Origin of the sequence: Streptomyces sp. P9-2B-2 (genome assembly GCF_030406865.1) — a bacterium.
GTDB lineage: Bacteria > Actinomycetota > Actinomycetes > Streptomycetales > Streptomycetaceae > Streptomyces > Streptomyces platensis.
The window spans coordinates 8,430,926-8,457,886 of sequence record NZ_CP129126.1 but is presented as its reverse complement, the minus strand read 5'-3'; the positions used below and the strand labels follow the sequence as shown (position 1 = coordinate 8,457,886).

Sequence of the window (26,961 nt, the reverse complement as noted above, 5' to 3'; positions counted from 1 at the left end):
TGGACGGTCCGGTCCGTCAGCCACGGGGGCGCGGTCAGCGGGAGTGCGCCGGATCCGGTGACCGCCGGTCCGCCGTGGGCAGTTGCTGGGTGGAGCAGTGGATGCCGCCCCCGCCCTCACCGATGTTGTCGACCGGCACCTGTACGACCTTCCGTCCCGGATACTGCTCGCGCAGGATGGCGGCCGCCCGGCTGTCGGCCTTCCGGTCGCCGAAGCGGGGCATGACGACCGCGCCGTTGGCCACGTAGTAGTTGACGTAGCAGGCCAGGAACTCCTTCCCGCGCCGCCCGAAGTCGGCCGGTTCGGGCAGCTCGACGACCTCGATCCGCTTCCCGCCGGCGTCGACGGCCCGGTCCAGCACACTGCGGGCCTGTTCGTAGGCCGCCGTGAAGGCGTTGCGGGGCGCGCCCTTCGCGGGGGTGCTGAGGACCACGACGCCGGGCGCGGAGAACCGTGCCAGCGCGTCGATGTGATAGTCCGTGATGTCCTTGCCCTTGACGCCCTTCACCCAGATCACCTTCGTGGCGCCGAACAGGTCCTTGAGCTCCCGCTCCAGGTCCGCGCGGGTCTTGCCGGGGTTGCGGTTGTCGTTGACGAGGGAGCTCTCTGCCACCATGAGGGTGCCCCGGCCGTCGCCCTCCACGGCGCCGCCCTCGCTGATGAGCGGGGCCTTGATCCGCGGGATCCGCGCGTCGGCCAGGATCGCGCGGGCGACCCGGCGGTCATGGCCGTGCTCCTGCTTGCCGCCCCAGCCGTTGAAGTTGAGGTCGACACCGGCGACGCCGTCGGGGCCGAGCACGAAGACCGGTCCGGTGTCCCGCATCCACAGGTCGTCCACCGGGACCGGCATGACCTCCACCCCGGACCCGCACGCCCGCTGCGCGGCCTTCGCGTCCCGGTCCCCGGCGAGCAGCCGCACCGGCTCGAACTCGGCGACGGTACGGGCGAGTCGGGCGATGTCGGCCCGCACTCCGGCGGTGTCCGGGCCCCAGATCCGGCGGCTGGGCCAGGACATGTAGGTCGCCTCGTGCGGATGCGCCTCATCGGGCAGCCGCCATTCGCCGCCCGGCCGGGCCGCCGCGGGGACGGCGTCGGTCCTGTGCGGTGCGGCCCCGTCGCGGTCCGGTGTGCCGCAGCCGCTCAGGGCTCCCCCGAGGGCGGTGGCGACCGCCGCTTGCAGTGTCTGACGTCGGGATATGTCCACGATCAACTCCTGACTGAAAATTTGGTCAGGACGATGGTAGGGCATGATCGGACCCGAGCCACCTTGATTTCTTCGGACAGCGGGAGCATTCGATGCCGGACAGGCCCACCCAGATCCTCGAAGCCGCCGCCCGGCTGATCGCCCGGCGGGGCGTCCGCGGGCTGCGGGTCGAGGAGGTGTCCGCGGAGGCCGCCGTCTCGACCGCGCTGATCTACTACCACTTCAAGGACCGCGCCGGACTGCTGCGCCGCACCCTGGAGTTCATCAGCCGGCGCGCGGTCCGGTACACGGACGCCGCACTGGAGACCTCCGACGATCCCCGGGTACAGCTCACCGAGATGCTGCTGCTGGAGCTCCAGGACAGCCCCCAGGTCAGGGAGAACAGCGCGGCCTGGGGCGAGTTGCGGGCCACCGCCGTCTTCGATCCGGACCTGCGGGAGCTGCTGGCCGCCGCGACCCGGGAGTGGGTGGACGATCTCGCCGGGCTGCTGCGCCGCGCACAGGAGGCCGGGCCGGACGGGACCGGGGCCGACCCGTATGCGGCGGCCGAGCGGCTCACCGCACTCGTCGAGGGCCTGAGCGAGCGCTGGCTGAGCGGCACCACCACACTCCAGCGGGCCCATGAGCTGCTCCGCGGCGCCGTCGAGACGGAACTCCGGCCGGTCTGACCGATCTTGAACCCCGGCTGCCCCCACCCCATGGTGGGGGCAGCCGCATGTTTAAACAGGTGAGAGGCCCTGCCACCGCACGGTTTACCGCGTCGGAGTGGCCGCCATAGCGGATGAACTCAGCGCTTCGGTGAATAAGCGGACATCAACGACTGTTTTCGGTCGGAGTCCGGCTCATGACGCTCTGCGCATGATCTCCCGTTCCCTCCCGGGCCCCACCATGGGATTCCGTACCCACCAGGGGCGCGACAGGTGGCGTTCATCCGGCAGTTGACCGTTTCTGACGGAAAATTTTCTGTCTTGGTGGGTAAATGGTGAAGAAAAGCGACCGAAAGTGTGCATCGGTTTTTGACCACCGATCGGCCGCTCAGCGATGGTCCATGGCATGCCCGTCATACCCCGACCCGCGGCCAGCGGCCCGCTGCGCCTGCGCGACTTCCGTCTTCTGCTCGCCGGTGCCGCGGCCGGCCAACTCGGCGCCCAGGTCACCCTGGTCGCCCTGCCCCTCGTCGCCGTATTGGAGCTCAACGCCCCCGCCTTTCAGGTGGGGTTGCTCACGGCCGCGGAGACCGCCGCGTTCCTGCTGGTCGGACTGCCGGCCGGGGCCTGGGTCGACCGGATGCGCAAGCTGCCGCTGATGATCCGGGCCGATGTCGTACGGGCCGTGTCGATGGCCAGCATCCCGCTGGCCGCCGTCGCCGGGGTGCTGACGATGGCTCAGCTGTATCTCGTCGCCCTGGTCACCGGTGTGGCGACGGTCTTCTTCGACGTGGCGCACCAGAGCTTTGTGCCGCACCTGCTGCCCAAGGATCAGCTGGTCCCGGGCAACGGGGCGCTGGAGACCATCCGTTCCTCGGCGCAGGTGGCCGGTCCCGGGATCGGCGGCGGGCTCGTCCAGCTGCTCGGGGCCTCGCTCGCCATCGTCGCCGACGCGGTCGGCTATCTGCTCTCGGCGCTGTTCCTGTGGGGGATCAAGCAGCCCGAGAGCCGGCCGGAGCGCGTCGCGGGGACGTCCCTGCGCCAGGACATCGGTGAGGGGCTGCGGTTCGTGTTCGGGCACCGTCTGCTGCGGGTGATCGCGGTGACGACGGGCCTGGCGAACTTCTTCACCGCGACACTGATGGCCACCCAGTCCGTCTTCCTGGTCCGGGTGCTCGGGCTGTCGCCGGGTGTGGTCGGTCTGGTGCTGGCCGCCTCGGCGGTGGGCGGGCTCGCCGGGGCGCTGTGTGCGGGGCGGCTCGCCGCCCGGTTCGGCCAGGCCCGGATCATCTGGCTGTCCGCGCTGGCCACCGGCCCGTTCGCGCTGTTGTGGCCGCTCGCCGGGCGCGGTGCGGGCGCGGCACTGTTCGCGGTCGGCTCCGGCGTGGTGTTCTTCGGCGCCGTCGTCTACAACGTGGCGCAGGTGAGCTTCCGTCAGGCGCTGTGTCCGCCCCGGCTGCTCGGCCGGATGAACGCGACTCTGCGGTTCCTGATGTGGGGCACGCTGCCGCTCGGGGCCCTGGCCGGCGGTGCGCTGGCCGAAGCGTTCGGCGCCCGTACGGCGCTGGCGTGGTGCGCGGCCGGATTCCTGGTCGTGCCGCTGCCGCTGCTGCTCTCCCCGCTGCGCCGGATGCGGGACCTGCCGGCCGCCGGGGCGGCCGAGGACGCCCCGGCCGACACCACGGACCCGGCCGAGCCCGCGTCCGTCAGCTGAACAAACCGGCCGCCGGCCGTATCCGGCCCGGCCCTTCTCTCTCCGCGCACGGCTTTCCCACCCGCATCACCTCCTGGCGATGCGCGACCGTCACGACAAAGAGGATCACGTGCTCAGCATCACGAGCCAGTACCTGGCCCGTTTCCGGCGGCTCGACGCCGGTGACGGCACCCCGGTCCTGCTGCCCGTCACGGGTGCCCAGCGTCGCTTCGCGCTGGTGCGTGCCATGGACCCCCACGGGCGGCCGGATCTCGTGCCGATGTTCTTCGCCTTTCCGCGCGGCACGGTGGACCCCGTGCGCCTCGCGGCGGCCGCGAACCGGCTCGCCGCCCGGCACCCCGTGCTCCGCGCCCGGCCCACCGTGCTGCGCGGCACCCCCGTACTCCGCCTGGAGCGGCCGCAGGTCCCGGTGATCCAGGAGACCTGCGCGCCCGGTGAGGACGCGGCCACGGTGCTGCACCGGGCGCTGGGCCGGTGGGCGCCGGAGGGCGCACCGCTGCGGCTGTTCCTGGTGCCGGACGGTCCGGAGGGCACCGAGGAGGTGCTCGCCGTCGTCCTGGACCACAGTGCGTGTGACGGCCAGTCGCTGGCCCGGCTCGTCGAGGAACTCGGCGCCGGCTACGACGAGGACCCGGGTGCCGAGGGCCCCTCTGCCGCCGACGTCGCGGCCGAACTGGACGCCTACCAGGACGCCGTGCTGCGGCAGCTCGACGCCGAGGAGCGCGCGGGGGCGCCGGAAGCCATGGCGTACTGGGGCGAGCGCCTGCGCACCGTGTGCGAACAGGACCCCGTGGCCCGGCCGGAGCCCCTCTCCCCCGGTGCGCCGCCGAGCGGCTCCGCCACACTGCGGATACCCGCGCCCTCCGACGGGGTGCCCTTCCCCGAGCTGCTCAACGCCTGTCGCGCGGCGGCCGCGGTGCTGTACGGAGCGGGCCATGTGGTGCCGCTCGGCTACCCGTGGGGCGGCCGGCCGCCCGGTGCCGCACCGGTGCTCGGCTGCTTCCTCAACACCGTCGTCTTCCCGACCGCCACCGGCGACGCGCCCACCACCTCGGCCACGGCGGCCGCCTGGTGGGACGACCTGGACCATGCCGCCACCCCCTTCGACGCCGTGGTGCACGCCGCCCGCGCGGCCGGCTCCGGCTGGCGCGGCCGGCTCGACGGCATGCTGACCGTCGACGACACCCGACGCCAACCCCCGCTCCGCCTGGACGGGGTGACCGGCCGGGAGATCCATGTCGACGGCCGGGCGGTCCGCGGACCCTTCGCGGTCTCCGTCTCCCAGGGCCCCGAACTGCGGCTGCGCATGGTGTGGGACCGCGCGGTCCTCCCCGATCACGCCGCCGAGCGCGCCTTCACGGCCCTCGCCGACGCGGTACGGACACCCGTGCCGACGGCCGGCTGACCCGGGGCCCCGCCCCACACCACCACCTACCGACCCCGCCGGACCCGCCGCGCGATCCGCGGCGCGGTCCGCGCACCCCACCGGCCGGGCCCGACCATGCCCCGGCCGAGCACACCAAGACCCGACGACCTCAGGGATCGCCCATGCTTCCGCTCTCCTCCTCGCAGGAGATCGTCTGGCTGCACGAACAGGTGCAACCGGGCAGTCGCGCCTACAACTTCACCGCCGCCCTCGACCTGTGGGGCCCGCTCGACACCGACGCGCTGCGCGACGGACTCGCCGCCACCCTCGACCGGCACGCCGGTCTGCGGCTGGAACTCGTCGCCGTCGCCGGGGCGATGCCGGGCCAGCGGGTCGCCGCGGCCTGTGCGCCGCGGCTGCGCACGGTGGACCTGAGCGGGGCGGCGGACCCGGAGGCCGCGTTCCAGGAGCTGCTGCGCACCGAGGCGGAGACCCCGCTCGACACCTACGAGGCACCGCTGCTGCGCTGGACGCTGGTCCGGCTGGCGGACGAGCGGCACCGGCTCATCCACGTCGAACACCATCTGATCCACGACGGCCACTCGTTCGCGATCCTGCTGCGGGACGTGTTCACCGTCTACCGGGGCCGCGTCCTGGGTGAGCCGGTGGAGCTGCCGACCGCTTCCTCGTACGCCGACCATGTCCGGGCCCGGTCCGGGGACGAGGCGACCGCGGAGCGCCGGGAGGGTCTGGAGTTCTGGGCCGAGGCGCTGCGGGACAAGTCCTACGACCTGCCGCTGCCCGGTCTGGCCCGGCCCGGTGCCCGGCGGCGGCACCACGGCGGCCAGTTGCGCCAGTCGATCGGGGCGGATCTGGCGGAGCGCCTGCGTGCCCACGCCCGCGACCGTGGCCTGACCCCGTTCGCCACCCTCCTCGGGCTCTTCGCCGAGCTGCTGCGCCGGCACAGCGGCCGCGCGCAGATGGTGATCGGCACCGCGGTCGGCAACCGTCCGCGCGGTTTCGAGGACGCCGTGGGCATGTTCGTCAACACCATCCCGCTCCCGCTCCGGCTGGACCCGGCCGCCCCGGCCGAGGAGTCCATGGACGAGGTGACCGACACCCTCATCCGTGCGCTGCCGCACCAGGAGGTGCCGATCCAGGAGCTGACCCGCGCGCTCGGGCTGCACACCTCGGGGGCGGACAACCCGCTGTTCGATGTCATGTTCAGCGCGCACGACGCCGAGCTGCCCGACATCGAGGTGCCCGGCCTGGACATCACCCTGTTCGAGGGCTTCAACACCGGCACCACCCGGTTCGACCTGGACGTGGTGCTGCTGCCGGACGACCGCCGCGGCGTCGGTCCCCGGCACGGCGCACCGGGCATGACGCTGGTCTGGGACTACGACGCCGACCTGTTCGGCGAGGACGTGGCGAAGCTGCTGGCCGGGCGGTTCCTCGACCTGCTGCGGGCGTATCTCGACGCGCCCGGCACCGCCCTCGCGGACCTGGCGCCGCCGCCGGTACCTGCGGCCCTGCCGGCCGCCGCTCCGCAGGCGCCGGGGCACGACCCGCTCGACCCCGCCACCGCCCACGACCGTTCGCTGCCCGCGCTGCTCGTCGGCGCCCGCCGGTTCACCTACGGCGACCTGGCGGACCGGGTCGCGTCGCTCGCGCAGCGGATGCTGGCGGCGGGGGTGACCGCCGGTCAGCCGGTGGCCGCCGTGCTGCCTCGCGGTGCCGACTCGGTGGTGACGCTGCTGGCCTGTCTGCGGACAGGGGCGGTGTACTGCCCGCTCTCGCCGTCCGATCCGCCGGCCCGCATGGCGCTGCTGCTGGAGCGGCTGAGCCCGGCGCTGGTGCTGACCTCGGCGGACGCCCCCGTCACCGTTCCCGAGGGGCTGCCGTCGGCCACCGTCGACGCCGCGGTCCTGCCGCCGGCGCGGGCGGCGGAGACCGTGCCCGGTGCCGCGTACCTCATTCACACCTCCGGCTCGACCGGTATTCCCAAGCCCGTCGCCGTCGGCCGCGCGGCGCTGGAGAACCATCTGACCGGTGCGGCCGAGCGGTTCGGCCTGGGTGCGGGTGACCGGGTGCTGCTGTTCGCCCAGCCATCGTTCGATGTGGCCCTCGAAGAGGTGCTGCCGTCGCTGTACGCCGGGGCCTGCCTCGTCGTCCCCGAGCGCGAGGTGCCGACCGGCACCGAGCTGGCCGAACTGCTGGTCGCCGCCCGGGTGACGGTGGCCAATCTGCCCACCAGCTACTTCCTGGCCACCCGTCAGGAGATGCGCCCGGCACTGCGGGACGGTCACTGGGCGCCGCGGCTGCTGGTGCTCGGCGGGGAGCGGATCCCGGCGGATGCGCTGCGCGCGTTCCTGGCCGACACCGACAGCACCGTGCTCAACGTCTACGGCGTCACCGAGGCCGCCATCAGCTCCACCGTCCACGAGATCACCCGCGACGGCCTCACCGAGGGTGCGGAGATCCCGCTCGGCACCGAGCTGCCGGGCGAGCGGGTCCATGTCCTGGACGCCCACCAGCGGCCGCTGCCGGACGGCGCGGTCGGTGAACTGGCCATCGCCGGGGCGGGGCTGGCCGAGGGCTATGTGGGCAACCCCGAGACCACCGACGCCCGGTTCCGCCGCGTCGAGGCGCTCGGCGGTGAGCGGGTCTACCTCACCGGTGACCGCGGCTACCGGGGCCTCGACGGACTGCTGTACTTCCTGGGACGCCTGGACCACCAGATCAAGCTGCGGGGTTACCGCATCGAGCTGGAAGAGGTGGAGGCGGCCGCCTCGGCCGCGCTCGGCGGGCGGTCCTGCGCCGTCGTCCTGGACCGCGAGGCCCCCGGCGGGCCCCGGCTGGTCGGCTTCCTGGAGGGCTCGGACGACGACGGGCCGTGGGATGAGCAGGCGCTGCACGCGGAGCTGAGCCGACGGCTGCCGAGCGCCCTCGTCCCGGGGCGCTGGGCCCGGCTCGACGTCATGCCGCGGCTGGCCGGCGGCAAGCCGAACCGGACCGCGCTGACCCGCAGCGCCGCCGCGCTGGAACCGGCCGCCCCCGCCGAGGAGTTCGACGCCGGGCAGCCGGTGGAGCCGGCCGATCCGATGACCGCGCTGCTCGTCGAGGGCTGGCGCGAGGCCCTGGGGCACGAGCGCTTCGATGTGTCCTCGGACTTCTTCCGGTCCGGTGGCCACTCGCTGCTCGCCGCGCAGCTGGCCTCCTGGCTGGAGCCCCGGCTGGGACAGCGCCCGCCGCTGCGGCTGCTGTTCCAGAACCCGGTGCTGACCGACCAGGCCGCCGCGCTCGCCGCCGTCGGCACCGCTGCCGCCGGCTCCACCTCGCCCGTTTCCGCCGCCTCGACCACCGTGACGGAGTCCCGATGACCACCCAGCCGATGACCGCCCGGACGGCGGCCCCGACGACCGCCGGTGCGCTCAGCATCGCGCACGGCGCGCGTCCCGCCACCGACGGCGCGACCGAGGTCCTCGCCCGCTTCGAGGAGTGGGTCCGCAGCTCCCCCGACGCGCCCGCGGTGATCGACGGGCCGCACAGCTGGACCTACGGGCAGATCGGCGCCGCCGCCGACGAGGCCGCCGCCGCGCTGCGTGCCCGGGTACGCCCCGGAGACCTGGTCGGCGTCTGCCTCGACCGCTCGGCCGCCCTCGTGGTGACCGCCGTCGCGCTCGCCAGGATCGGCGCCGTCTATCTGCCGCTGGGGCCCCGCCCCGGGGAGCGCCGCACCGACGCCGTCACCGAGGACCTGAACGTCCGCTGTCTGATCGGCGATCCGGAGCTGCTGCCGCCCCGGCACCGGGCCGGCGACCGGCTGGAGCTGGCGCTGCCCGGCGAGGGAACCAATGCCACCACCACGGTCGTGGCGGCCTTCGCCGCGCCCGGTGCCACCGCGCACTCCGCGCCCGCCGGGGCGTTCTACGCCGTGCTGACCTCCGGCTCCACCGGCCGCCCCAAGGCGGTGGCCGTCGGTGAGCCCGCGCTCGGCGGACTGCTGGACTGGTACCGCGCCACGACCGGGCTCGGCCCCGGTGACCGGCACTCGCTGCTGATCGGCGTCGCCTTCGACCCCCATCTGCTGGAGCTGTGGGCCGGGCTGACGTCCGGAGCGGCGCTGGTGCCCGCACCGGACGAGGTCCGCTGGGACTCCGTGGTGCTCGCCGACTGGTGGCGCACCGCCGGGTTGTCGGTGGCGGTCGCGGCGACCCCGATGGTCGAGCCGCTGCTGGACCGGCCCTGGCCGCAGGATCTGAGGCTGCGTCATCTGATGGTTGGCGGTGACCGGATGCGCCGCCGCCCCGGCGCCGAGGTGACCGCCACCGTCCACAACGCCTACGGCCCGGCCGAGGCGACGGTGGTCGCCACCACCTACGCCATGCACGGCACGGACGGCGCGGCCGGGACGGACTCCGCGCCCCCGATCGGCCACCCCGTACCGGGCGTCACCGTGCTCGTCGCCGACCCGGACGGCCGGCCCGTCGAGCACGGTACGGAGGGCGAACTCCTCATCGGCGGCAGCGGGCTGGCGCTCGGCTATCTGGACCCCGAGCTGACCGCGCGCCGCTTCATCGCCGTGCCCGAGGGCCTCGATCTGCCGGGGGTGGAGCGGGTGTACCGCACCGGGGACCGGGTGCGGATGGCGGCCGGCGGGCAGCTGGAGTTCCTCGGCCGCCTCGACGACCAGGTCAAGATCAGCGGGGTACGGATCGAACCGGCCGAGGTGGAGGCCGCGTTCGAGCAGGACCCGGCGGTCCTGAGCGCCGTCGTGACCGCCCCGCGCACCGCCGACGGCCGGGCCCGCCTGGTGGCGTACGTACGGGCGGCGGCCGGTGCCGTGCTCACGGCGGACGCCCTGCTGCCGGCCCTGCGGGCCTGGCTGCCCGAGCAGGCCGTTCCCTCGGACGTACGGATCGTGGACTCCTTCCCGCTGGACGCCAACGGCAAGGTGGACCGCGCCGAACTGACCCGGCGGGCGGCCGAGTCCCTTGCGCCCCGCCCCGGCACCGCCCCGGACGGGAGCGCCCCGGACGGTGACGAGCTTGCCGACGCCACCCCCGGTGAGCGGCTCGTGCTGAGCGCCGCCCGCGATCTGCTCGGCCGGCCCGGGATCTCCCTGGCGGACAACTTCACCGAGGCGGGCGGCACCTCCGTGCTCGCCGCCCGGCTGCTGACCGTCATCGAGAAGGACAGCGGGATCCGGCTGCGCGCCCCCGAGCTGCTCCGCCAGCCGGATCTGCGCGCCGTGGCCCGGCTCGTCGATGAGCGTGCCGCCCGGCAGCCGGCGGGTGCCTGAGATGACCGCCCGCACCCCCGCGTCCTTGTCCTCCCCCGACACCCGGAAGGAAGGCCCCGTGCCCACCGAAGGCACCCCGTCCCCCGCTCACCGCCCGTCCGGTGAGCCCACCGCGGCCGACCGGCCCGCGCCCTCGGCAGGTCTGCCGGCCCTCGTGGCCTGGCACGCCGCCCGGACCCCGGACGCCCTGGCCGTGGCGGACGGCGACAGCACGCTCACCTATGCGCAGCTGGTCACGGCGGGCCGGGCGCTCGCCGCGCAGCTGCGGACGCACGGTGTCGGCCCGGGTGACTCGGTCGCCCTGCTGATGCCCCGCTGCGCCCGGACGGTCGTCGCCCAGCTCGCGCTGTGGTGGGCGGGCGCCGTGTGTGTGCCGCTCGATCCGGCCCATCCGCGGGCCCGTTCCGAGGCCCTGGCGGCCGAAGCGGGCGCGACGCTGACCGTCGGCGACAGCAAGCTCCTGGAATCCGCGGCGCTCACCGGCGCCACCCTCGCGCTGCCCGGTGAGCCGCTGGTGGACGGCGACCCCGCTCCGGCGGCCGAACCGGGCCCGGACGCCACCGCGTTCATCATGTTCACCTCGGGCTCCACCGGCCGTCCCAAGGGCGTGGCGGTGCCGCACAGTGCGATCGCCGAGCTGGTCTCCGACCCCGCGTATCTCACGCTCACCGCCCGCGACCGGGTGCTCTTCCACTCGCCGATGACCTTCGACGCCTCGACGTTCGAGGTGTGGGGCGCCCTGGCCAACGGCGCCGCGGTCGTGGTGTGCACCGACGAACGGCCGTCGTTCGAGGACCTGGCCCGGCATGTGGAGCGGCACGGCGTCACCGTCGCCTTCTTCACCACCGCGCTCTTCCACCAGCTGGCCGGCCGCCGCTCCCGGATCTTCTCGGCGCTGCGCTCGGTGATCGTCGGCGGCGAAGCGATGTCCGCGCACCATGCCCGCGCGGTCCTGCGGGCCTTCCCCTGGCTGGAGCTGGTCAACGGCTACGGGCCGACGGAGGCCACGACCTTCACCACCAGTCACCGTGTCACCGACGCCGACTGCGACGGCCAGGTGCCCATCGGCCGTTCGATCGCCGGGGCGGCCGTGCATCTCCTCGACGCCACCGGCCGGCCGGTCGAGGACGGCGTGCAGGGCGAACTGTGGATCGGCGGCAGCCGGCTGGCGCACGGCTACACCGGGCAGCCGGAGCTGACCGCCGAGCGCTTCGTCCAGCACCCCGAGCTGGGGCGCCTCTACCGCACCGGTGACCTCGTCTCCCGGCGTCCGGACGGGCTGCTCGACTACCACGGGCGCACCGACGACCAGGTGAAGATCCGCGGCTTCCGGATCGAACCGGCCGAGATCGAACACGCCCTGCGGGAGCGGCCCGAGGTGGCCGACGCGGCCGTGACCGTGCACCGCCCCTCCCCCGACGACGCCCGGCTGGCCGCCTTCGTCGTGGCCGCGTCCGGGCCGGTCCCCCGCCCCGACGCACTGCGCGAGCGGCTCGCCGCCGTCCTGCCCGCGCATCTGGTGCCCGATGAGGTGCGGCTGGTCGACGCGCTGCCGCTCACGCCCTCCGGCAAGGTCGACCGCCGCGCCCTGACGGACCTCGTCACGACGGACGCGGCCGGCGCCCCGGCCGGTCCGCTCGGCCCGCTGGAGCAGGCCGTCGCCGAGATCTGGAGCCGTTCGCTGGGCCGCGAAGTCGCCCGTGCGGACGCCGACTTCCTCGCGCTGGGCGGCCACTCGCTGCTGGCGCTGGCCGTCACCGACGATCTGCGCGAGGAGCTCGGTGTCGAGCTGACCCTCGCCGACTTCTTCGCCGCCCCCACGGTGGCGGGACACGCCGCGCTGGTCGAGCGGGCCCTGCTCGCCGCGCACAGCGATCTGCGCCCCGGCGCCCCGGAGGACACCGATGCCCACTGACACCCCCACCGCGGCGGCCCTCCAGGAGGAACTGCTGCGCCGGGCGCGCTCCCGCGCCGCCCGCCCCGCTCCCGCCCCCGAGGCCGTCCACCACGGGCCCGCGCCGCTCTCCCACGCCCAGCGCCGGATGTGGCTGATGGACCGGCTGGGCCAGGGCGGCGGCTCGTACAGCGTGCCGTTCGCCACCCGGCTGCGCGGTCCGCTCGACCTGGACGCGCTGGCCTCCGCGTTGACGGCCGTGGTGGGCCGCCACGAGATTCTGCGCACCCGGTACGGGCACCAGGACGGCGAGCCCTACCAGGAGGTGCTGCCCGCACCCGAGACGATGACGCTGCGCGTCGTGGAGACGGCCGCCGACGGCGCCGGCGCCCTGCTGGCCGAGGAGGCGCACCGCCCCTTCGACCTCGCCGCCGGTCCCGTGCCGCGCGCCCTGGTCCTGCGGCACGGGCCGCAGGACCACACCGTTCTGCTGACGTTCCATCACATCGCCCTGGACGGGGCCTCGCTGGAGACCGTCGCCGGGGAACTGGCCGCGCTCTACGCGGCCGCCACCGGGGGCACCGCCGCCGAGCAGCCGGCTCCGCCGCAGTACGCGGACTTCGCCCGGCGGGAGCAGGCCGCCGCCGACCGCCTCGAACAGGGCCTGCGCCACTGGGAATCCCGCCTCGACGACCTCTCCCCGCTGCGTCTGCCCCGCCCCGCGCAGCCGCCCGCCGACGGTGGCGCCCGGTCCGCCGGCACGCACACCGCACCGCTCGACCCGCGGGTGCCGGCGGCGCTGCGGGAGCTGGGCCGGGAGCACCGCGCCACCCTGTTCACCGTGGCCCTGGCCGCGGGCTTCGCCGCCCTGCACCGCTTCACCGGCCAGGACGACCTCGCCATCGGGGTCGCGGGCAGCCACCGGCAGGGCGCGGAGATGCGCGGCCTGGTCGGCCTGTGCGTCAACACCCTCCCGGTCCGGGTGAACACGGGCGGCGACCCGTCCTTCACCATGCTCGTGGAGCGCGTACGGGAGGCGCTGCTCGACGCCCAGCAGAGCCGCGAGGTGCCCTTCGACCTCATCCTGGAACGGCTCGGGGCGGCCGCCCGCGACACGGACGGGACGGCCCTGATACGGGTCAGCGCGGACGTCCTGGGCGTGCCCACCACCCTGCGGCTGCCGGGCACGGTCAGCGAGTACGTCGAGGTCGGCGCCGACGAGGCGAAGTTCGACCTCTCCTTCGCGCTGGTGGACACCGACGCCCCCGCCGGCCTCGTCCAGTACGGCCGGGCCGCGCTGGACGAGGAAGCGGCGGCCGCTCTCGGTACGCACTACGGCGAGCTGCTCACCGCCGTCGCCGACGACCCGGACCTGCGACTGTCCCGGCTGCCGGGTGCGATACCGGCGCCGCGGGACGAGACCGACGCACACCCCGCCGAGGCGCTGCTGCGCGCGCACCCCGGGGTGGCCGAGGCCGCGGTGCTCGCACCGGCCGGCGGCCCCCTCCTCGCCTATGCCGTGCTGCGCGGGATCGGCGGCCCCACACCGGCCGAACTCCGCTCCCACCTGCGGGCGGCGCTGGCTCAGGAGCTGGTGCCCGCCGCGGTGATGCTGCTGGACGCGCTGCCGCGGACGGCCGACGGTGCGCCCGATGCGGCCCGGCTGCCCGGCCTGCCGTCCGCGCCCGCCCCGGAAGGCGCCCGCGCCCAGGCCGTGACCGAGGGCTTCACCGAGCTGCTGGGCCGTCAGCCCGGGCCGGATGACGACTTCTTCCTCCTCGGCGGTCACTCGCTGGTCGCCGTGCAGCTCGCCGAGCGGCTGCGCCAGGCGCTGAAACTGCCGCTGACCGGCCTGGACATCATGCAGGCCCGCACCCCGCGCGCGGTCACCGCGCTGCTGGACACCCGCGCGGCGGAGCGGGCCGCCGCGCCCACGGTCACCGCGGCCCGTCCGCGGCGCTCGCGCGAGGGCACGGTCCTGGTCACCGGCGGCACCGGCGGCGTCGGCGCCTTCGTGCTGCGCGAACTGGCCGCACAGGGCCGCCCGGTGCTGGCCCTGGCCCGCCCCGAATCCGCGCATCTGGTCGCCGGTGACGGGGTGGACATCATCGAGGGCGACCTCACCGACGTGGACGGGCTGCGCAAGGCCGTCGAGAGCGCCGATGCAGTTATCCACGCGGCCTGTACGTTCACCCGCCCCGAGGTCGATGTGACGGCGATGGCCGCGATGGTCGGCGCCTGGTCGCGCGGCCCGTTCGTCTTCGTCAGCAGTGTGGACGCCTATGGGCACCCCGCCGGTGAGTGGGTGGCGGAGGAGTCCGCCCCGGGGCAGCCGCTGAGCCCGTACGGGCAGGCGAAGCTCGACTGTGAGGCGCTGCTGCTGCGGGCCGCCGGTTCGCAGGGCCGGGGCGGGGCGAGCGCTGTCCGCTCGCCCCTCGTCTGGGGCCCGCACCAGCGGCTGCGGGACCAGTTGCGCTGGGGTGCGACGGGTCTGCTCTACCAGGCGGCGCGGGAGGGCCGGCCGCTCGTGCTGCCCCGGCCGGGTACCGGTGGCCATGCCTGGTACGGCGCGGCCTGGGTGCACGCCGCGGCCCTGGCCCGGTCCGTGGTCTCCTGCCTGAATGCCCCCGTGCACGGCGTCGCCAACGCCGTCAGCGGCCATGTCACCTGGCAGGACCTCGCCACCACGCTGACCGGACTGCTCGGCAGTGACAGCGAGATCGTCGAAGCGGACGAGGTCCACCCGGACCTCGACCACCGCTGGCACTACCACGCGGACCGGCTGTCCCCGTCCCTGCGCCTCCAGCCGGGCGAGGACTGGCGCTCCGTACTGGCCGAGATGGCGGGCCCGTCCGAGCGATGACCCGATCGGTGTGACGACGCTGCGCCCGGTGGCCCCCTCGGCCACCGGGCGCAGCTGTCGTCACGCCTTACGGGGACGGGGCGCGCCGGGAAATCGCCACTTCCCCGGCCTGCCCCTCGCCGATTCCCGCACTCGGCTTGCGACCATGGGCGGGCTGCCGGGCTGACGCCCTCCGTCGCCGCAAAGGAGCCCCCCATGAATGCCAGCACGGACCTGCTCGTCGACGCCTTCGGACGTATCCGGGAGAGCGTCGAGGACGCGGTCACCGGGCTCGACCCCGATGAGCTCGGTACCCGTCCCGAGGACGGCGCCAACTCGATCGGCTGGCTGGTCTGGCATCTCACCCGGATCCAGGACGACCACCTCGCCGGTGTGGCCGGCACCGAGCAGATCTGGCTCTCGGACGGCTGGTACGACCGCTTCGGCCTGCCCTTCTCACCCGACGACACCGGCTACGGCCACTCCGCCAAGGAGGTGGCGGCCGTACGGGACCTGACCGATGAGCTGCTGATGGGTTATCACGGCGCGGTCCACGACAACACCGTGCAGTACCTCGCCGGGGTCGACGACAAGGACATGAAGCGCGTCGTCGACCGCGCCTGGACGCCGCCCGTCACTCTGGGCGTCCGGCTCGTCAGCGTCGTCGCCGACGACCTCCAGCACGCCGGGCAGGCGGCCTATGTCCGCGGCCTGCTCGGCGCCTGAGCACCGGACCGGGCGGGCCGCCGCGTGCTCACCGTCTGCGGGGCAGGCGGTGCAGCTCCACAGCGGTGAGCCGGCCGCCCGTGATCTCCGCCGTCATATAGGTGCAGTACGGCTGCCGGCGGCGGTCGGTCGGCGAACCCGGGTTGAGCAGACGCAGCCGGTCGCCGGCCGTGGAGTCCCAGGGGATGTGGCTGTGTCCGAAGACCAGCACATCTAGCTCGGGGAACCGTTCGGCGCACCGGCGCTCCCGGCCCTGCACGGGGCCGGTCTCGTGCACCACGCCGAGCCGTACCCCCGCCAGTTCCGCGTACGCCACCTCGGGCAGCCGCGCCCGTAGTTCCGGGCCGTCGTTGTTGCCGTACACCCCGATCAGCCGCCGGGCGCGGTCCGCCAGCAGGTCCAGGGTGGCGGTGTCGACCCAGTCACCGGCGTGCACGACGACATCGGCGCCCGGCACCTCGTCGAGCAGCTGCGGCGGCAGCGCCTTGGCGCGCTTGGGCAGATGCGTGTCGGACAGGAGCAGGAGTCGCACGGGAACTCTCCTCGGGCCGTGCTCACGGACGCGGGCCGGGCGGTCAGCGTTCCTGGGCGGTGGGCCGCACGGTGAGCTCGTTGATCGCCACATGGGGCGGCTGGGTGACCATGAAGACGACGGAGCGGGCGATGTCCTCGGCCCGGAGCCAGGTCTCCGGCGGGAGTCCGTGCGCCGACGCCGCCTGGCTGCCGCCGCGCGTCATATCCGTCGAGGTCATGCCCGGTTCGACCAGCCCGACCCGGACCTGACGCCCGGTCACCTCTTGGCGCAGCGCCTCGCTGAAGCAGCACACCGCGTGCTTGGTGGCCGAGTAGACGCTGTTGTCCTTACGGGGCACCCGGCCCGCGACCGAGCTGACGGTGACCAGGTCGGCCACGCCGCGCGGCCCCTCGTGCGCCGCGCGCAGCAGATGCGGCAGCGCGGCATGGGACATCCGCAGCACCGCCTTGAGGTTGAGGTCGACCATCCGGTCCCAGTCCTCGGGGTCGCTGTCCGTCACGGCGCCGCGGGCGCCGAATCCGGCGTTGTTCACCAGGAGGTCCAGCCGCCCGAAGTGGTCCACGGTCTGATCGACCGTCCGGCGTGCCTCGGGGGCGGCGGCGAGGTCGGCGGTCACGGCCAGGGACACGCCGCCCTGTGCGCCGATCTCCTCCGCCAGCTCCTCCAGGCGTCCGGTGCGGCGGGCCACCAGCGCGAGGGAACACCCCTGCTGGGCGAGCGCCAGGGCCGTGGCGGCACCGATGCCGCTGGAGGCGCCGGTCACCAGCGCCACACTGCCCGTCAGCGGCCTCCGGTCGGCGCCGCCGCCCGCCCCGGAGGCGCTCCGCTGTGCCGTCGCGGCGTGCTCGGTCTCTCCGGTGCCCATCGCGTCCCGCTCCTCCCGCTCGGATTCCTCGGCCGGGGTGGCCGCATACACGGTCCGGGAATCCGTACCCCGTCGCGCCGCAGAATTCCCTTCCCCCTCTGGTATCCGAATTCATCATCTGCCCCACAGGGAAAGCCGGATGGCCGGGAAATACGGACCGGCATTTCCCCGGACGCGGTGCGCACGGCCGGACACCGGGTATGACACAGAGAACCCCTTGTGCCCTCGGGAGCTGCTCATGAGGCATACGCATCCCCAGCCCGGCGACATCGGACTCACCCGAATATCCGGCATCACCGGCCGGTTGATCCGCTTCGGACAATGGATCAACGGAGACGGTTTCGCCGACTATCAACACGCCTTTCTCGTCCTGCCCGACGGCCGGCTGCTGGAAGCCGAGCCGGGCGGGGCCGACATCAAACCCCTCAGCGCCTACGACGGCACCCCGGTGTGCTACGTCTGCCCGAAAGGGCTCACCTCACAGCAGCGCACCGCGGTCTGCGCGGCGGCCACCGCCTACGCCGGGGTGCCCTACAGCTTCCTCGACTATCTGGCGATCGCCGCGCACCGCTTCCACCTGCCCCTCCCGGGGCTCCGCCGCTATGTGGCGAGCACCGGCCACATGATCTGCTCCCAACTCGTCGACCAGAGCTACCAGGACGCCGGTGTCCATCTGTTCGCCGACGGCCGCTGGCCGGGCTATGTGACACCGATGGCCCTGTACAGCCTGCTGGCCGACTGACCCCCGCGCGGGCGCACCCGACCGCACCCGGAATCCTCCCGGTAGCGTGGCGCATACCATTGAGGCCACCGGTGCGAGAGGTGACGGGACCATGCGGCAGCAACCCGTTCTTGTCTATGACGGCGACTGCGCCTTCTGTACGTCTTCGGTGCGGTTCGCGGAACGGCGGCTGCGTCCGCGCTGTGCGGCCACCCCCTGGCAGTTCACCGATCTCACCGAGCTCGGCATCAGCCGGCGCCGCGCCGAGCACGAAGTGCTGTGGGTGACGCCGACCGGTGCCGTGCACGGTGGCGCGCAGGCGGTCGCCAAGCTGCTGCTGAGCGCGCCCCGCGGGTGGCCGGTGGTGGGCGCGCTGCTCACCCTCCCGCCCCTCCGCTGGGTCGCCCACGGGGCGTACCGGCTGATCGCACGCAACCGGCACCGGATGCCGGGCGGGACGGCGGCCTGTGCACTGCCGTCCTCCCCCGCCGCCCGGCCGAAGTGACGCTCCGTCAGGTGCCGGACTTCCGGCCGTAGACGTAGACGTCGTCACCGTTCTTGAGCAGCGACCAGTACTTCTTCGCGTCGTTGCTGCGCATATTGACGCAGCCGTGCGAGCCGGGTGCCGACCAGACACTGCCGCTGATGGAGTGGAACGCCTGCCCGCCGTCGAAGAACTGGCTGTACGGCATGGGCACGTCGTACAGGGTCGACACATGGTGCAGATGACGCCAGTAGATCTTCTTGGCGCCGGTGCGGGTCTCGTAACCGTCGCGGCCCGTACGGACCGGGACCGGCCCGAAGGCCAGCTTCCCGCCGTCCTGGATCCAGCTGAGCTGCCGGGTCAGGTCGACGCAGGCTATCCGCCCCTTGTGGGTGGGGCAGTGCCCCGCCTTGTTGGGGTTGTGACCGGCCGCCTTCTGCTGTGCCACGACGCGCATCACGCCCCAGGTGACGGGTCCGGCGTAGCCGATGTTCGGGGTGATGCCGTGACTGGTCTGGAAGTCACGGATCGCCCGGCAGTCGGCGGCCGACTGGCGCCCGTCCACCCGCAGGCCGAGGAACTTCTCGGCCTCCTTCTGGTAGGGGCCGCGGCTCGCGGTGCACGAGGACGCGGTGGCGGCCTGAGCCGTCGAGCCGAAGGCCACCGTCAGCGGAACGGTCAGCACCGTGAGAGCGAGCGCCGCGCCCGCCCGACGACCGGCGCCGGACCGCGGGACACGCAGGTTCAGTCGTCTTTTCATGCCCCGTAGGACTGTTTGCCCGACCCGCCGGTTGCAGGCGTGACCGACCCGAAATATCTGGTACGCGAAACCGCGTCCTGGTGGACGGAAGGGCGTCCCGTCCACCAGGGAAACGGGACCGCCTACAGCACCGAGATCTTCTTCTGGTGGGCGTAGCTGAAGCCGTCGTCGTCGAAGTAGAAGACGGAATCTTGAGCTTGTCGCCCGTACGGCATAGCAGGGTTTTCCACCACAACGGGACAACGGCACGAGACGCCGAACACACCCCTCCTGATAACCCTCCGCTATCGAATCACCACTTAATGTGCTCATGGCGGACGGTCGCGGCGCCCGCGGACGGCCGCCTTCCCGGGCTCCGCCAGGAGTCACCCCCACCCAGAAGGGACGACGCATGATCACCGATCCAGTGCGCGCGGAGTACGAGCACCGCTTCGCCATGTACGACACCGACGGCGACGGCTATCTGACCGCCCAGGACTTCACCGACCGGGCCCGGCTGCTGACGGACGCGGTGGGTGAGCCGGCGGACTCCCCCAAGGCGCGGGCGCTGGGTGCGGGGATGCGCCACACCTTCGAGCAGCTCGCCGCGCTGGCGCAGATCGACGCCACGGGGCGGCTGAACCGGGAGCAGTTCGTCGCGGCGTTCGCACGCGCGGGTACGTCAGGGGCCCTCGGCCAGGTCGTCGGCCCGTCGATCGCCGCGACCGTCGCCCTCGCCGACTCCGACGGGGACGGTGTGGTCAGCCGGGAGGACTTCGCGGTGGTGCACCTCGCGGCAGGGTACTCGGCCGCACAGGCGGCGGAGGCATTCACGGCGCTGGACCAGGACGGTGACGGGCGGCTGCTGGTCGAGGCCTGGTCGGCCGAGTAGGCGCCCGGGGACCGGCCGCGAAAGCCCCGGCTCTCAGGTACGGAAGGTCAGCGCGAGGTGCGCCCTCAGCCCCGGGACGCTCACCGGGACATCGCGCAGTCCCAGGTAGCCGTCGGGGCGGATGAGGAACGCTTCGCCGCCCCGCGCCCCGTACATCCTCCGGAACGCGTCGAGGCTGTCGTGGGCGACGGGCAGCGCCACGCCGTCCGTACGGAGGTGCGGGGCCGCGACCACCCAGGCGCTCAGCTGCCCGTGCGCCCCGCGCCGCGCCGACGCCACCACCTCGTCGTACGGCGCCAGTTGGGCCTCGTCGTCCGCATAGAGCAGCAGCGTGTGGTCCGGCCCGCGCAGCAGGTCGAACAGGCGGGACGGGAAGGTGGTGAGGTCGTGGCGGAGGCCGTCGCAGTCCGGTGCCCGGTCGCCCGCGGCGGGGCCCTCGGGCGGCTGCCGGTCCGGCCCGACGATCGGGCTGCCGCGGTAGCCGACGAGTAGTTGGGCCTCACGCCGGATCACCGTCGACGGGTCGTCGGGGTCCGCCTGGACGCCGCTGCCGGCGTGCCGGACCGTCCGCTGCACCACTTCCTCGCCCACGGGACGGCGCTCCGCGTGATAGCTGCCCAGCAGGCCGTCACTCGCGGCCGACCGCACCGCCAGGGCCACCTTCCAGGCCAGGTTGTAGGCGTCCTGGATGCCGGTGTTCATGCCCTGGGCGCCGGTGGGCGGATGGATATGGGCGGCGTCTCCCGCGACGAACACCCGGCCCGCTCCGTAGCGGTCCACCAGGCGGTGGCTGATGCGGAAGACCGAGGACCAGCGGAGCGAGGAGGCGCGGGTGGGCTGCGGTGCGAGCCGGTCGAGGACCGCCTGGATGTGCGGGAGGCCGGGAGCGGGCCCGGCCTCCAGACCGTGCGCCACGTCCTCCTCCTGCGGCCCTTGCGGCAGGGAGAGTTCGGGCGGGACGAGCATGGACATCCGGTAGCGGTTGCGGCCTGGCAGCGGGATGCAGACCAGCAGGTCGTCGGTGCGGCCGTCGGTCTGGTGCATGGCCCGGACCGCGTACCCGTGGGGCAGCTCCCAGTCGACCTCGACATCCCCCAGCATGTACTCCTCGGGGAAGTACCACCCTCGAAGCTCAGGCCGAGAGCCTTGCGGACGACGCTGTGGGCGCCATCGCACCCGAGGAGGAAGCGGGCGCGGATCCACTCCTGCGCACCGGACGGCAGCGCAAGACAGGCCCGGACCTCGTCGGCGTCCTGCTCGAAGCTCACCAGCTCCGTGCCACGTTCGACGTGGGTCCCCCAGCCCGCGAGCCGCTCGGCGAGGATGCGTTCGGTGGCGTACTGCACCGACGACCAGGACATCCACATCGGCCATGGCTGCCTCCCGGGGCGGAACCACCCTCCTCTCCAAGGGAACACCGCATGGTGGGGCTGTCCATTTCCGAGGGAGGGCTTCCTGCCGCTCCCCCTGCTGTAGGGGCCGTACTGGAGGCCGTCCGCAGTGGGCCTTGACGCTGACGCAGCGGCAACTTGGACGATGACGCCGTACGGCAGACACAGTCACCCCACCGGAGGCATTCGTCATGTTGCGCGGCAAGGGCATCCATTACGACACCGGCACCTTTCCCAACGGCGACACATCGCGCCCCGTCTTCGACGCCCGGGACGCCGAACGGGACATGCGCGTCATCGCGGAGGATCTGCACTGCACCGCTGTCCGTATCACCGGGGGCGATCCGGACCGGATCGAGACCACGGCGCGGTCCGCGGCGGAGGCGGGCCTGGAGGTCTGGTTCTCGCCGTTTCCCTGCGAGCTGTCGAACGCCGAGATGCTGCCGCTGTTCACCGACTGCGCCGAGCGGGCGGAGCGACTGCGGCGCGACGGCGCCGAGGTCGTCCTCGTCACCGGCTGCGAACTCAGCGTGTTCGCCCGTGGCTACCTGCCCGGGGACACCCTGAACGAGCGCATTCCGGTCCTGGCGGGCCCCGGCCGCGAAGCCGCGCTCCAGGGGATCCCCGACAAGGTCAACGCCTTCCTGGGGGAGGTCGTCGACGCCGTGCGGCCCCTCTTCGGCGGCGGCGTGAGCTACGCCTCCTGCCCTCTGGACGGCGTGGACTGGGCTCCGTTCGACGTCGTCGGCCTGGACGCCTTCCGTAGCCTGCGCAACGCGGCCACCTACCGCACCGACCTGCGCAAGGAATGCGGCCACGGCAAGCCCGTCGCCATCATGGAGGCCGGCTGCTGCACCTACCGGGGAGCGGGAGAGCACGGCGGCGCCGGCTGGTACATGGCGAGGGAGGCCGACGGCGTCACCCTCAAACCCGGCCTGGTGCGCGACGAGGGCGAGCAGGTCCGCTACCTCGACGATCTCATGACCGTCTTCGAGGAGCAGGGCGTCGATTCCGCCTTCTGGTTCAGCTTCGCCGGTTTCAGCACACCCCACCGGACATCCGGACCGGACGAGGACCTCGCCTCCTACGGCATCGTCAAAGTCCTGGACGAGCACAGCGGCTATCCCGCCGACAAGCGCGCCTACCCCGACATGCCCTGGGAACCGAAGCAAGCGTTCCACGCACTCGCCACCCGCTACAGGGCCCGTTCCTCACACGGGCTTCCGGCCTATTTGACGCCAGGTCACCACCGCGACCGATGACGGAAAGATCATCGTGTGGTACACAGACACAATGCCTTTACAGCGCCCCTTCCGCTTCGGTGTCAACATGTTCGTTCCCGGTTCGCGACGCGAGTGGAGTGCGAAGTGCCGAAGAGCCGAGGAACTCGGTTTCGATGTAGTCGGAGTGGCCGATCACCTGGAATTCTCCGCTCCGTTTCCGGCAATGGTGCTCGCAGCCGAAGCGACCGAACGGGTACGGCTGAGTACGTTCGTGTTGAACACGCCGTTCTACAACCCCGTCCTTCTCGCGCGTGACGTGGCGAGCACCGATCAATTCATCGACGGGCGTATGGAACTCGGGCTCGGCGCAGGCTATGTGAAGGCCGAGTTCGACACCGCGGGGATACCGTTCCCCAGCGGTGGACGGCGGGTTGAGCAGTTGGAACAGACTGTCACCACATTGCGTGGTCTGTTTGCGGACAAGGAATATCAGCCGCGGCCGGCCCAACCCTCCGGGCCACCACTGCTGATTGCGGGCTGGGGCGACCGGCTGCTGCGGGTGGCCGCCACGCACGCCGACATCATCGCCTTCCCCGGAGGCTGGGCCAGCACCACCGGTGAGGCTCTTCATCTGTCCGGAGTCGCGCAGATGGAAGAACGTCTCGCCTACGTGCGCGGCCTACTCGGTGACCGCGCCGACGCCGTCGAGCTGAATATCCTGCTGCAGCAGGTGATTCCGCCCGCCGAAGCCTCCGCAATGCCTGACAGGTTCGCGCCGCTGTCGCCCGACGCACCGCACAGCCCCGAGGAGCTGCCCAGTGTATTGATCGGCACCCCGACGGAGATGGCGCAACAAATCAAGGAACGCAGCGAACGCTACGGCTTCACCTATTTCACGGTCATGGAATACAACATGGAGCACTTCGCGCCGGTCATCGCCGCGCTCCGCTGAACCGGCTGTGATCGAAAGGGTCGAAAGAATCCAAAGGATCGAAGGCATCGAAGGCGTCGAAGGCATCCAAGGGATCGAAAGGTGTGTCCCGATGGGTATTGGCTCCATGACCAGTCGTGAAGCGGTCGGCGTGAATGTCGCGCTCGCCGACCCGGGCACCTCCACGACCCTTTTGCTGCTACGCCACGGTGAGACGGCATTGACACCGGAGAAGCGGTTGTCCGGCAGTGGCGGCTCCGATCCGGCGTTGTCGGAGGCCGGGGAGCGGCAGGCCGAGGCCGCCGGGAAGATGCTCGTGGCACGTGGCGCGGTGCAGGCGGTGGTGTCCTCACCGATGCGCCGGGCCCAGCAGACGGCCAAGGCAGCGGCACGACGGCTGGGCCTGGAAGTCCACGTCGACGAAGGGCTCCGTGAGGCGGATTTCGGCGCCTGGGAGGGACTTACGTTCGCCGAGGTGCGCGAGCGCTACCCGGACGAGATGGCAGCGTGGCTCGCCTCTCCGGCGACAGCGCCGGGCAGAACCGGGGAGACCTTCACCGCGGTGGCGCACCGGGCCGCGCTCTCGCGGGACCGGCTCCTGGCGCGGTACGAGGGGCAGACGGTGCTGGTCGTTTCGCATGTCGGGGTGTTGCGGACGCTGGTTCGGCTGGCGCTGGGCGCGCCGCCCGGGTCGCTGTTCCGGATGGAGCTGTCGGCGGCCTCGCTGTCGGCCGTGGCCTATGACGGGGAGGGGAATGCGTCGGTGCGATTGCTGAACGACACCTCGCATCTGGCGGACCACCGCTGACCTCGGCAACCGAGGGGGCCGTGCTCGGCACGGCCCCCTCGTCGGTCAGCGTCGAATCGTCTTGGTGCGCATGAGGAATTCAGCGAGGTAGCCGTCGTGCGGCAGCCCGTGCGCCATCCACGGTGTCGGATGGTCACCGACGTAGACGTTGGCGATGGTCGGCTCGGCCACCAACTCGTCGATCAGGTGCGCGTCGGTGGTGACGGCGGTGAGGACGAGGGTGTCGCGCAGCGGCCGGACCCCGGCGTCGCGGTCCCACGGAGCCACCCACGCACAGGGGAAGCCCAACTCCATTCCGAGCTGTTCGGCGAACGGGCTGTCGAGCTGGTGCACCGCCGGCCGGAGCACCGCGGAACCATCGCCGAGATCGTCGACGATGCCGTCACCGCCGAGCCACGCCTTGGTGCCCGCTGCCCGCTGCCGCAAGTGCTTGTCCCACCGGCGGGCGGGATCGACGGGCATCACGGGCAGGACCGCGCGTTCGTCCGTCGCGGGCAGGCTGGGCAGCGCGGCGAGGCGTTCGGCGATCGCCGCGGCCACGGGGGCGGGGTCGCCCTCGACCAGCACGCCGGTGGCGTTGACACAACCGACGCCCGCACCACTGCTGATCGACTCCACGAGGGTGTCGACGATCGGCTCCCACTCGGTTTCGGCGGTGATGAGGATCTTGGAGCGCCCGGGGCCCTGCGGAAGAATGCGTGGATCGCCCGCGTACTTGGCCACGACATCCGCACCGCCGTACACCATTCCGAAGTCGGCGTGCCGGAGGATGTCATCGGCCACGTGGTGGTCGGTGGGCAGCAACACGACTCCCTCGTCACCGAAACCGGCCTCACGCAGGGCAGTGACCAGCCGATGCGGGGTGAACGGCTCACGACGGGAGGGACGCACGGCAACGCGGTAGCCGAGCGCGAGGGCATCGAGCCAACCCTGGTGCACCGCAGGGTGATTGCCCGCCGCATGGACGGCGAATACCGCACCGCGCCGGGTCCACACCGCCGCACCGTCCTGGGCCTTCGGATCGCGCCATGAGCCGACCGCACCGGCCGGCCGTGCGTTCTCCACGTTGAGGTGGATCCGCTCGGCGGCCCGCGCGATGTCGTCGGTGGCCTGGCGCACCACCGAGATCGGTATCCCGGTGACCGCGCTGACGGTGTGCTGATACTCCTGCGGCGTCAGCCCCGCGACCGTCTGCGTGGCGAAGGCCCGGCCCGCCTGTGCGAACGCCGCGATCCGTGTGTCGACGGGTAACGCAGGCGCTCGGCGCAGGGCCTTTATCGCGTGGGTGACGTAGAGCGAGGGCGCGAGACTCAGTGTCGCGGCCGGCTTTCCGGCCAGCTCTCGAATGGTCTCCTGGCGCCGGGACCGATAGGGGCCGCCGGGGCCGAGAACGTCCAGGGACAACATCAGTACACGCCCTCGACCACGGCCGTGTCGCCGAAGGACGCCACGGGTGCGACGTCCGCGACCGCATCACCGAAGCCGCCGTCCAACGGTGCGATCCGGGTGGCGAAGTCCCGCTCGATGTTGTTGACCAGCAAGGCACTTCGGCTCATGTGATGCAGAACGATCTGCCCGCGCTCGCCGTACGGAACCACCCGTCCGGTGTCGGGGTCGACCACCCGGAACGTGGTGTACGGAGCGAAGGAGTCGAACACGCACGGCTCGTCGGCACCGAGGCCGGGTCGCTCCACCGATGTCCCCAGCATCATCGTGCCGCCGTACCCGCCGACGAACGTGGCGCTGCCGAACACCTCGTCGCGCAGCAGATCCCGGGTGTCGGCGTCCAGATGGGTGCCGCCCCAGATGATCGCGCGGACCTTCCGGTTCACCAACTCGACCAGGTCGTCGTGCTGCGCGAGGCGCTCCAGCATCGGCGGGGTGGCGAAGAGGACGCCCACGTCCTGGCTGGCCAGAATGTAGCCGACCTGTTCGATGAGATGGTCGGTGTAGGCGCTGGCCATGTCCGTATTGCCTTGCCCGATCAGCTTCTTCACCCATCGCGGGTCCAGATCGATGCTGAAGTTCAGACCGCCCCGCATCATCGCGGTGTCGACCGCCATCGCTCCGACATTGTGCGGCCCGGTGGGAACCGCACTGAGCCAGTCGACATTGCGGGGTACGCCGTGAGAATCCAGTCGCTCACTGAACCATTCGACGCTGCGCCGGTGCCACTCCGCGCTGTACATCACGCGCTTGGGCTGCCCTGTGGTGCCGCCGCTTTCGTAGACGGACGCTCCGTGCTCGTCACCGTAGCCACGGGGAATCAGTTCACGGACACCGACATCGCGCAGCTCGTCCACCACGTTGGGAAACAAGCCGAGATCGTCGAAATCCCGCACATCCGTCAGCGGATCAAAGCCGAGGGTCTCGGCCCGTTTCAGCCAGAACGATGACCCGGTCTCCGGACTGAAGTGCCACCGCATCATCTCCCGGACGAACTCTCCGTCAGTGTGCTCGACCATGGATTTTCCTCTCGAAAGAATGGAACAAATACCCGGAAACTGCTATATCGATGGCTTGATCGGCTCGGGCCCGGATCGGTGAACTCAGGTTGCAGGGCGCGGAGTTGAAGCAGCGCCTCGCGCACGACGGCGACGCGGGCCGCACCCACGTCACCGTCGAAACCCCGACCCGCCGCCACCGGGCGGAAGGAAAGCCTTCGCCCTCCACC

Annotated in this window: 19 protein-coding genes and 2 pseudogenes; 14 read left to right on the top strand and 7 right to left on the bottom strand. The window is 72.5% G+C overall.

From position 1 onward, the window contains the following. Positions 1-34: 34 nt before the first annotated feature. Positions 35-1,204 carry an agmatine deiminase family protein gene (locus QT196_RS37190; protein WP_290356508.1) on the bottom strand — a complete coding sequence of 390 codons (1,170 nt, stop codon included), beginning with the start codon at positions 1,202-1,204 and terminating at the stop codon, positions 35-37. 92 nt (positions 1,205-1,296) lie between these two features. Between QT196_RS37190 and QT196_RS37185 the strand changes: the two genes are divergently transcribed. The 8 genes from QT196_RS37185 (at position 1,297) to QT196_RS37150 (ending at position 15,698) form a co-directional block, all read left to right on the top strand. Continuing rightward, a complete protein-coding gene (locus tag QT196_RS37185; protein ID WP_266736887.1) occupies positions 1,297-1,872 on the top strand; it encodes a TetR/AcrR family transcriptional regulator in 576 nt (191 codons plus the stop codon). Positions 1,873-2,257: 385 nt separating this feature from the next. Next, positions 2,258-3,565 carry an MFS transporter gene (locus tag QT196_RS37180; protein ID WP_168483076.1) on the top strand — a complete coding sequence of 436 codons (1,308 nt, stop codon included), beginning with the start codon at positions 2,258-2,260 and terminating at the stop codon, positions 3,563-3,565. 109 nt (positions 3,566-3,674) lie between these two features. Continuing rightward, on the top strand, positions 3,675-4,970 hold the full coding sequence (locus tag QT196_RS37175) for a non-ribosomal peptide synthetase (protein ID WP_290356507.1): 1,296 nt from the start codon (positions 3,675-3,677) through the stop codon (positions 4,968-4,970). 143 nt (positions 4,971-5,113) lie between these two features. Then, positions 5,114-8,314: a non-ribosomal peptide synthetase gene (locus QT196_RS37170; RefSeq protein ID WP_168483074.1), complete on the top strand. Its 3,201-nt coding sequence runs from the start codon at positions 5,114-5,116 to the stop codon at positions 8,312-8,314. Beyond that, positions 8,311-10,236: a non-ribosomal peptide synthetase gene (locus QT196_RS37165; RefSeq protein ID WP_266736882.1), complete on the top strand. Its 1,926-nt coding sequence runs from the start codon at positions 8,311-8,313 to the stop codon at positions 10,234-10,236. Before QT196_RS37170 ends, QT196_RS37165 begins: the two co-directional genes overlap by 4 nt. Positions 10,237-10,294: 58 nt before the next feature. Beyond that, a complete protein-coding gene (locus tag QT196_RS37160; RefSeq protein ID WP_290356506.1) occupies positions 10,295-12,151 on the top strand; it encodes a non-ribosomal peptide synthetase in 1,857 nt (618 codons plus the stop codon). Continuing rightward, complete coding sequence (locus tag QT196_RS37155; RefSeq protein ID WP_290356505.1) at positions 12,141-14,993, top strand: condensation domain-containing protein; 2,853 nt, start codon at positions 12,141-12,143, stop codon at positions 14,991-14,993. Before QT196_RS37160 ends, QT196_RS37155 begins: the two co-directional genes overlap by 11 nt. A gap of 195 nt (positions 14,994-15,188) precedes the next feature. Further along, positions 15,189-15,698, top strand: coding sequence for a DUF664 domain-containing protein (locus QT196_RS37150; protein WP_168483071.1), 510 nt, complete (start codon positions 15,189-15,191; stop codon positions 15,696-15,698). A gap of 28 nt (positions 15,699-15,726) precedes the next feature. On the opposite strand, the gene QT196_RS37145 is transcribed toward QT196_RS37150, so the two are convergent. Further along, positions 15,727-16,230 carry a metallophosphoesterase gene (locus QT196_RS37145; protein ID WP_290356504.1) on the bottom strand — a complete coding sequence of 168 codons (504 nt, stop codon included), beginning with the start codon at positions 16,228-16,230 and terminating at the stop codon, positions 15,727-15,729. 43 nt (positions 16,231-16,273) lie between these two features. Further along, positions 16,274-17,098: an SDR family NAD(P)-dependent oxidoreductase gene (locus QT196_RS37140; RefSeq protein ID WP_168484258.1), complete on the bottom strand. Its 825-nt coding sequence runs from the start codon at positions 17,096-17,098 to the stop codon at positions 16,274-16,276. A gap of 238 nt (positions 17,099-17,336) precedes the next feature. On the opposite strand from QT196_RS37140, the gene QT196_RS37135 reads away from it, so the two are divergent. Together QT196_RS37135 and QT196_RS37130 are read left to right on the top strand one after the other, a co-directional pair. Further along, positions 17,337-17,840: a hypothetical protein gene (locus QT196_RS37135; protein WP_290356503.1), complete on the top strand. Its 504-nt coding sequence runs from the start codon at positions 17,337-17,339 to the stop codon at positions 17,838-17,840. A gap of 91 nt (positions 17,841-17,931) precedes the next feature. Next, positions 17,932-18,324, top strand: coding sequence for a DUF393 domain-containing protein (locus QT196_RS37130; RefSeq protein ID WP_168483068.1), 393 nt, complete (start codon positions 17,932-17,934; stop codon positions 18,322-18,324). Positions 18,325-18,331: 7 nt separating this feature from the next. Here the strand turns inward: QT196_RS37130 and QT196_RS37125 are convergent, their stop codons facing one another. After that, positions 18,332-19,063 carry a L,D-transpeptidase family protein gene (locus QT196_RS37125; protein WP_266736873.1) on the bottom strand — a complete coding sequence of 244 codons (732 nt, stop codon included), beginning with the start codon at positions 19,061-19,063 and terminating at the stop codon, positions 18,332-18,334. Between the two features lie 391 nt (positions 19,064-19,454). Between QT196_RS37125 and QT196_RS37120 the strand changes: the two genes are divergently transcribed. Further along, the gene (locus QT196_RS37120; RefSeq protein WP_168483066.1) at positions 19,455-19,934 is read left to right on the top strand and encodes an EF-hand domain-containing protein; all 480 of its coding nucleotides are present in this window, start codon (positions 19,455-19,457) and stop codon (positions 19,932-19,934) included. A gap of 33 nt (positions 19,935-19,967) precedes the next feature. Here the strand turns inward: QT196_RS37120 and QT196_RS37115 are convergent. Further along, positions 19,968-21,277: pseudogene (locus QT196_RS37115) on the bottom strand (FAD-dependent monooxygenase); the annotation flags it as partial. Between the two features lie 239 nt (positions 21,278-21,516). On the opposite strand from QT196_RS37115, the gene QT196_RS37110 reads away from it, so the two are divergent. The 3 genes and pseudogenes from QT196_RS37110 to QT196_RS37100 form a co-directional block, all read left to right on the top strand. Beyond that, entirely contained in the window at positions 21,517-22,587 is a 1,071-nt protein-coding gene (locus QT196_RS37110; RefSeq protein WP_290356502.1) for a hypothetical protein, read from the top strand. A 31-nt stretch (positions 22,588-22,618) separates the two neighbouring features. Further along, the gene (locus tag QT196_RS37105) at positions 22,619-23,500 is read left to right on the top strand and encodes an LLM class F420-dependent oxidoreductase (RefSeq protein ID WP_266736866.1); all 882 of its coding nucleotides are present in this window, start codon (positions 22,619-22,621) and stop codon (positions 23,498-23,500) included. A gap of 166 nt (positions 23,501-23,666) precedes the next feature. Beyond that, positions 23,667-24,287, top strand: a pseudogene (locus QT196_RS37100) (histidine phosphatase family protein); the annotation flags it as partial. 45 nt (positions 24,288-24,332) lie between these two features. Here QT196_RS37100 and QT196_RS37095 read toward each other — a convergent pair. Then, positions 24,333-25,694, bottom strand: coding sequence for an aldehyde dehydrogenase family protein (locus tag QT196_RS37095; protein WP_168483063.1), 1,362 nt, complete (start codon positions 25,692-25,694; stop codon positions 24,333-24,335). Beyond that, positions 25,694-26,752: an AMP-binding protein gene (locus tag QT196_RS37090; protein ID WP_168483062.1), complete on the bottom strand. Its 1,059-nt coding sequence runs from the start codon at positions 26,750-26,752 to the stop codon at positions 25,694-25,696. The genes QT196_RS37095 and QT196_RS37090 overlap by 1 nt, the downstream gene beginning before the upstream one ends. Positions 26,753-26,961 lie beyond the last annotated feature (209 nt).

Coding starts and splice junctions, on each gene's coding strand:
- QT196_RS37170 (WP_168483074.1), top strand. CDS start 5,114: ATGCTTCCGCTCTCCTCCTCGCAGGAGATCGTCTGGCTGCACGAACAG.
- QT196_RS37090 (WP_168483062.1), bottom strand. CDS start 26,752: ATGGTCGAGCACACTGACGGAGAGTTCGTCCGGGAGATGATGCGGTGG.
- QT196_RS37120 (WP_168483066.1), top strand. CDS start 19,455: ATGATCACCGATCCAGTGCGCGCGGAGTACGAGCACCGCTTCGCCATG.
- QT196_RS37140 (WP_168484258.1), bottom strand. CDS start 17,098: ATGGGCACCGGAGAGACCGAGCACGCCGCGACGGCACAGCGGAGCGCC.
- QT196_RS37155 (WP_290356505.1), top strand. CDS start 12,141: ATGCCCACTGACACCCCCACCGCGGCGGCCCTCCAGGAGGAACTGCTG.
- QT196_RS37180 (WP_168483076.1), top strand. CDS start 2,258: ATGCCCGTCATACCCCGACCCGCGGCCAGCGGCCCGCTGCGCCTGCGC.
- QT196_RS37150 (WP_168483071.1), top strand. CDS start 15,189: ATGAATGCCAGCACGGACCTGCTCGTCGACGCCTTCGGACGTATCCGG.
- QT196_RS37165 (WP_266736882.1), top strand. CDS start 8,311: ATGACCACCCAGCCGATGACCGCCCGGACGGCGGCCCCGACGACCGCC.
- QT196_RS37185 (WP_266736887.1), top strand. CDS start 1,297: ATGCCGGACAGGCCCACCCAGATCCTCGAAGCCGCCGCCCGGCTGATC.
- QT196_RS37110 (WP_290356502.1), top strand. CDS start 21,517: ATGTTGCGCGGCAAGGGCATCCATTACGACACCGGCACCTTTCCCAAC.
- QT196_RS37130 (WP_168483068.1), top strand. CDS start 17,932: ATGCGGCAGCAACCCGTTCTTGTCTATGACGGCGACTGCGCCTTCTGT.
- QT196_RS37135 (WP_290356503.1), top strand. CDS start 17,337: ATGAGGCATACGCATCCCCAGCCCGGCGACATCGGACTCACCCGAATA.
- QT196_RS37105 (WP_266736866.1), top strand. CDS start 22,619: ATGCCTTTACAGCGCCCCTTCCGCTTCGGTGTCAACATGTTCGTTCCC.
- QT196_RS37125 (WP_266736873.1), bottom strand. CDS start 19,063: ATGAAAAGACGACTGAACCTGCGTGTCCCGCGGTCCGGCGCCGGTCGT.
- QT196_RS37095 (WP_168483063.1), bottom strand. CDS start 25,694: ATGTTGTCCCTGGACGTTCTCGGCCCCGGCGGCCCCTATCGGTCCCGG.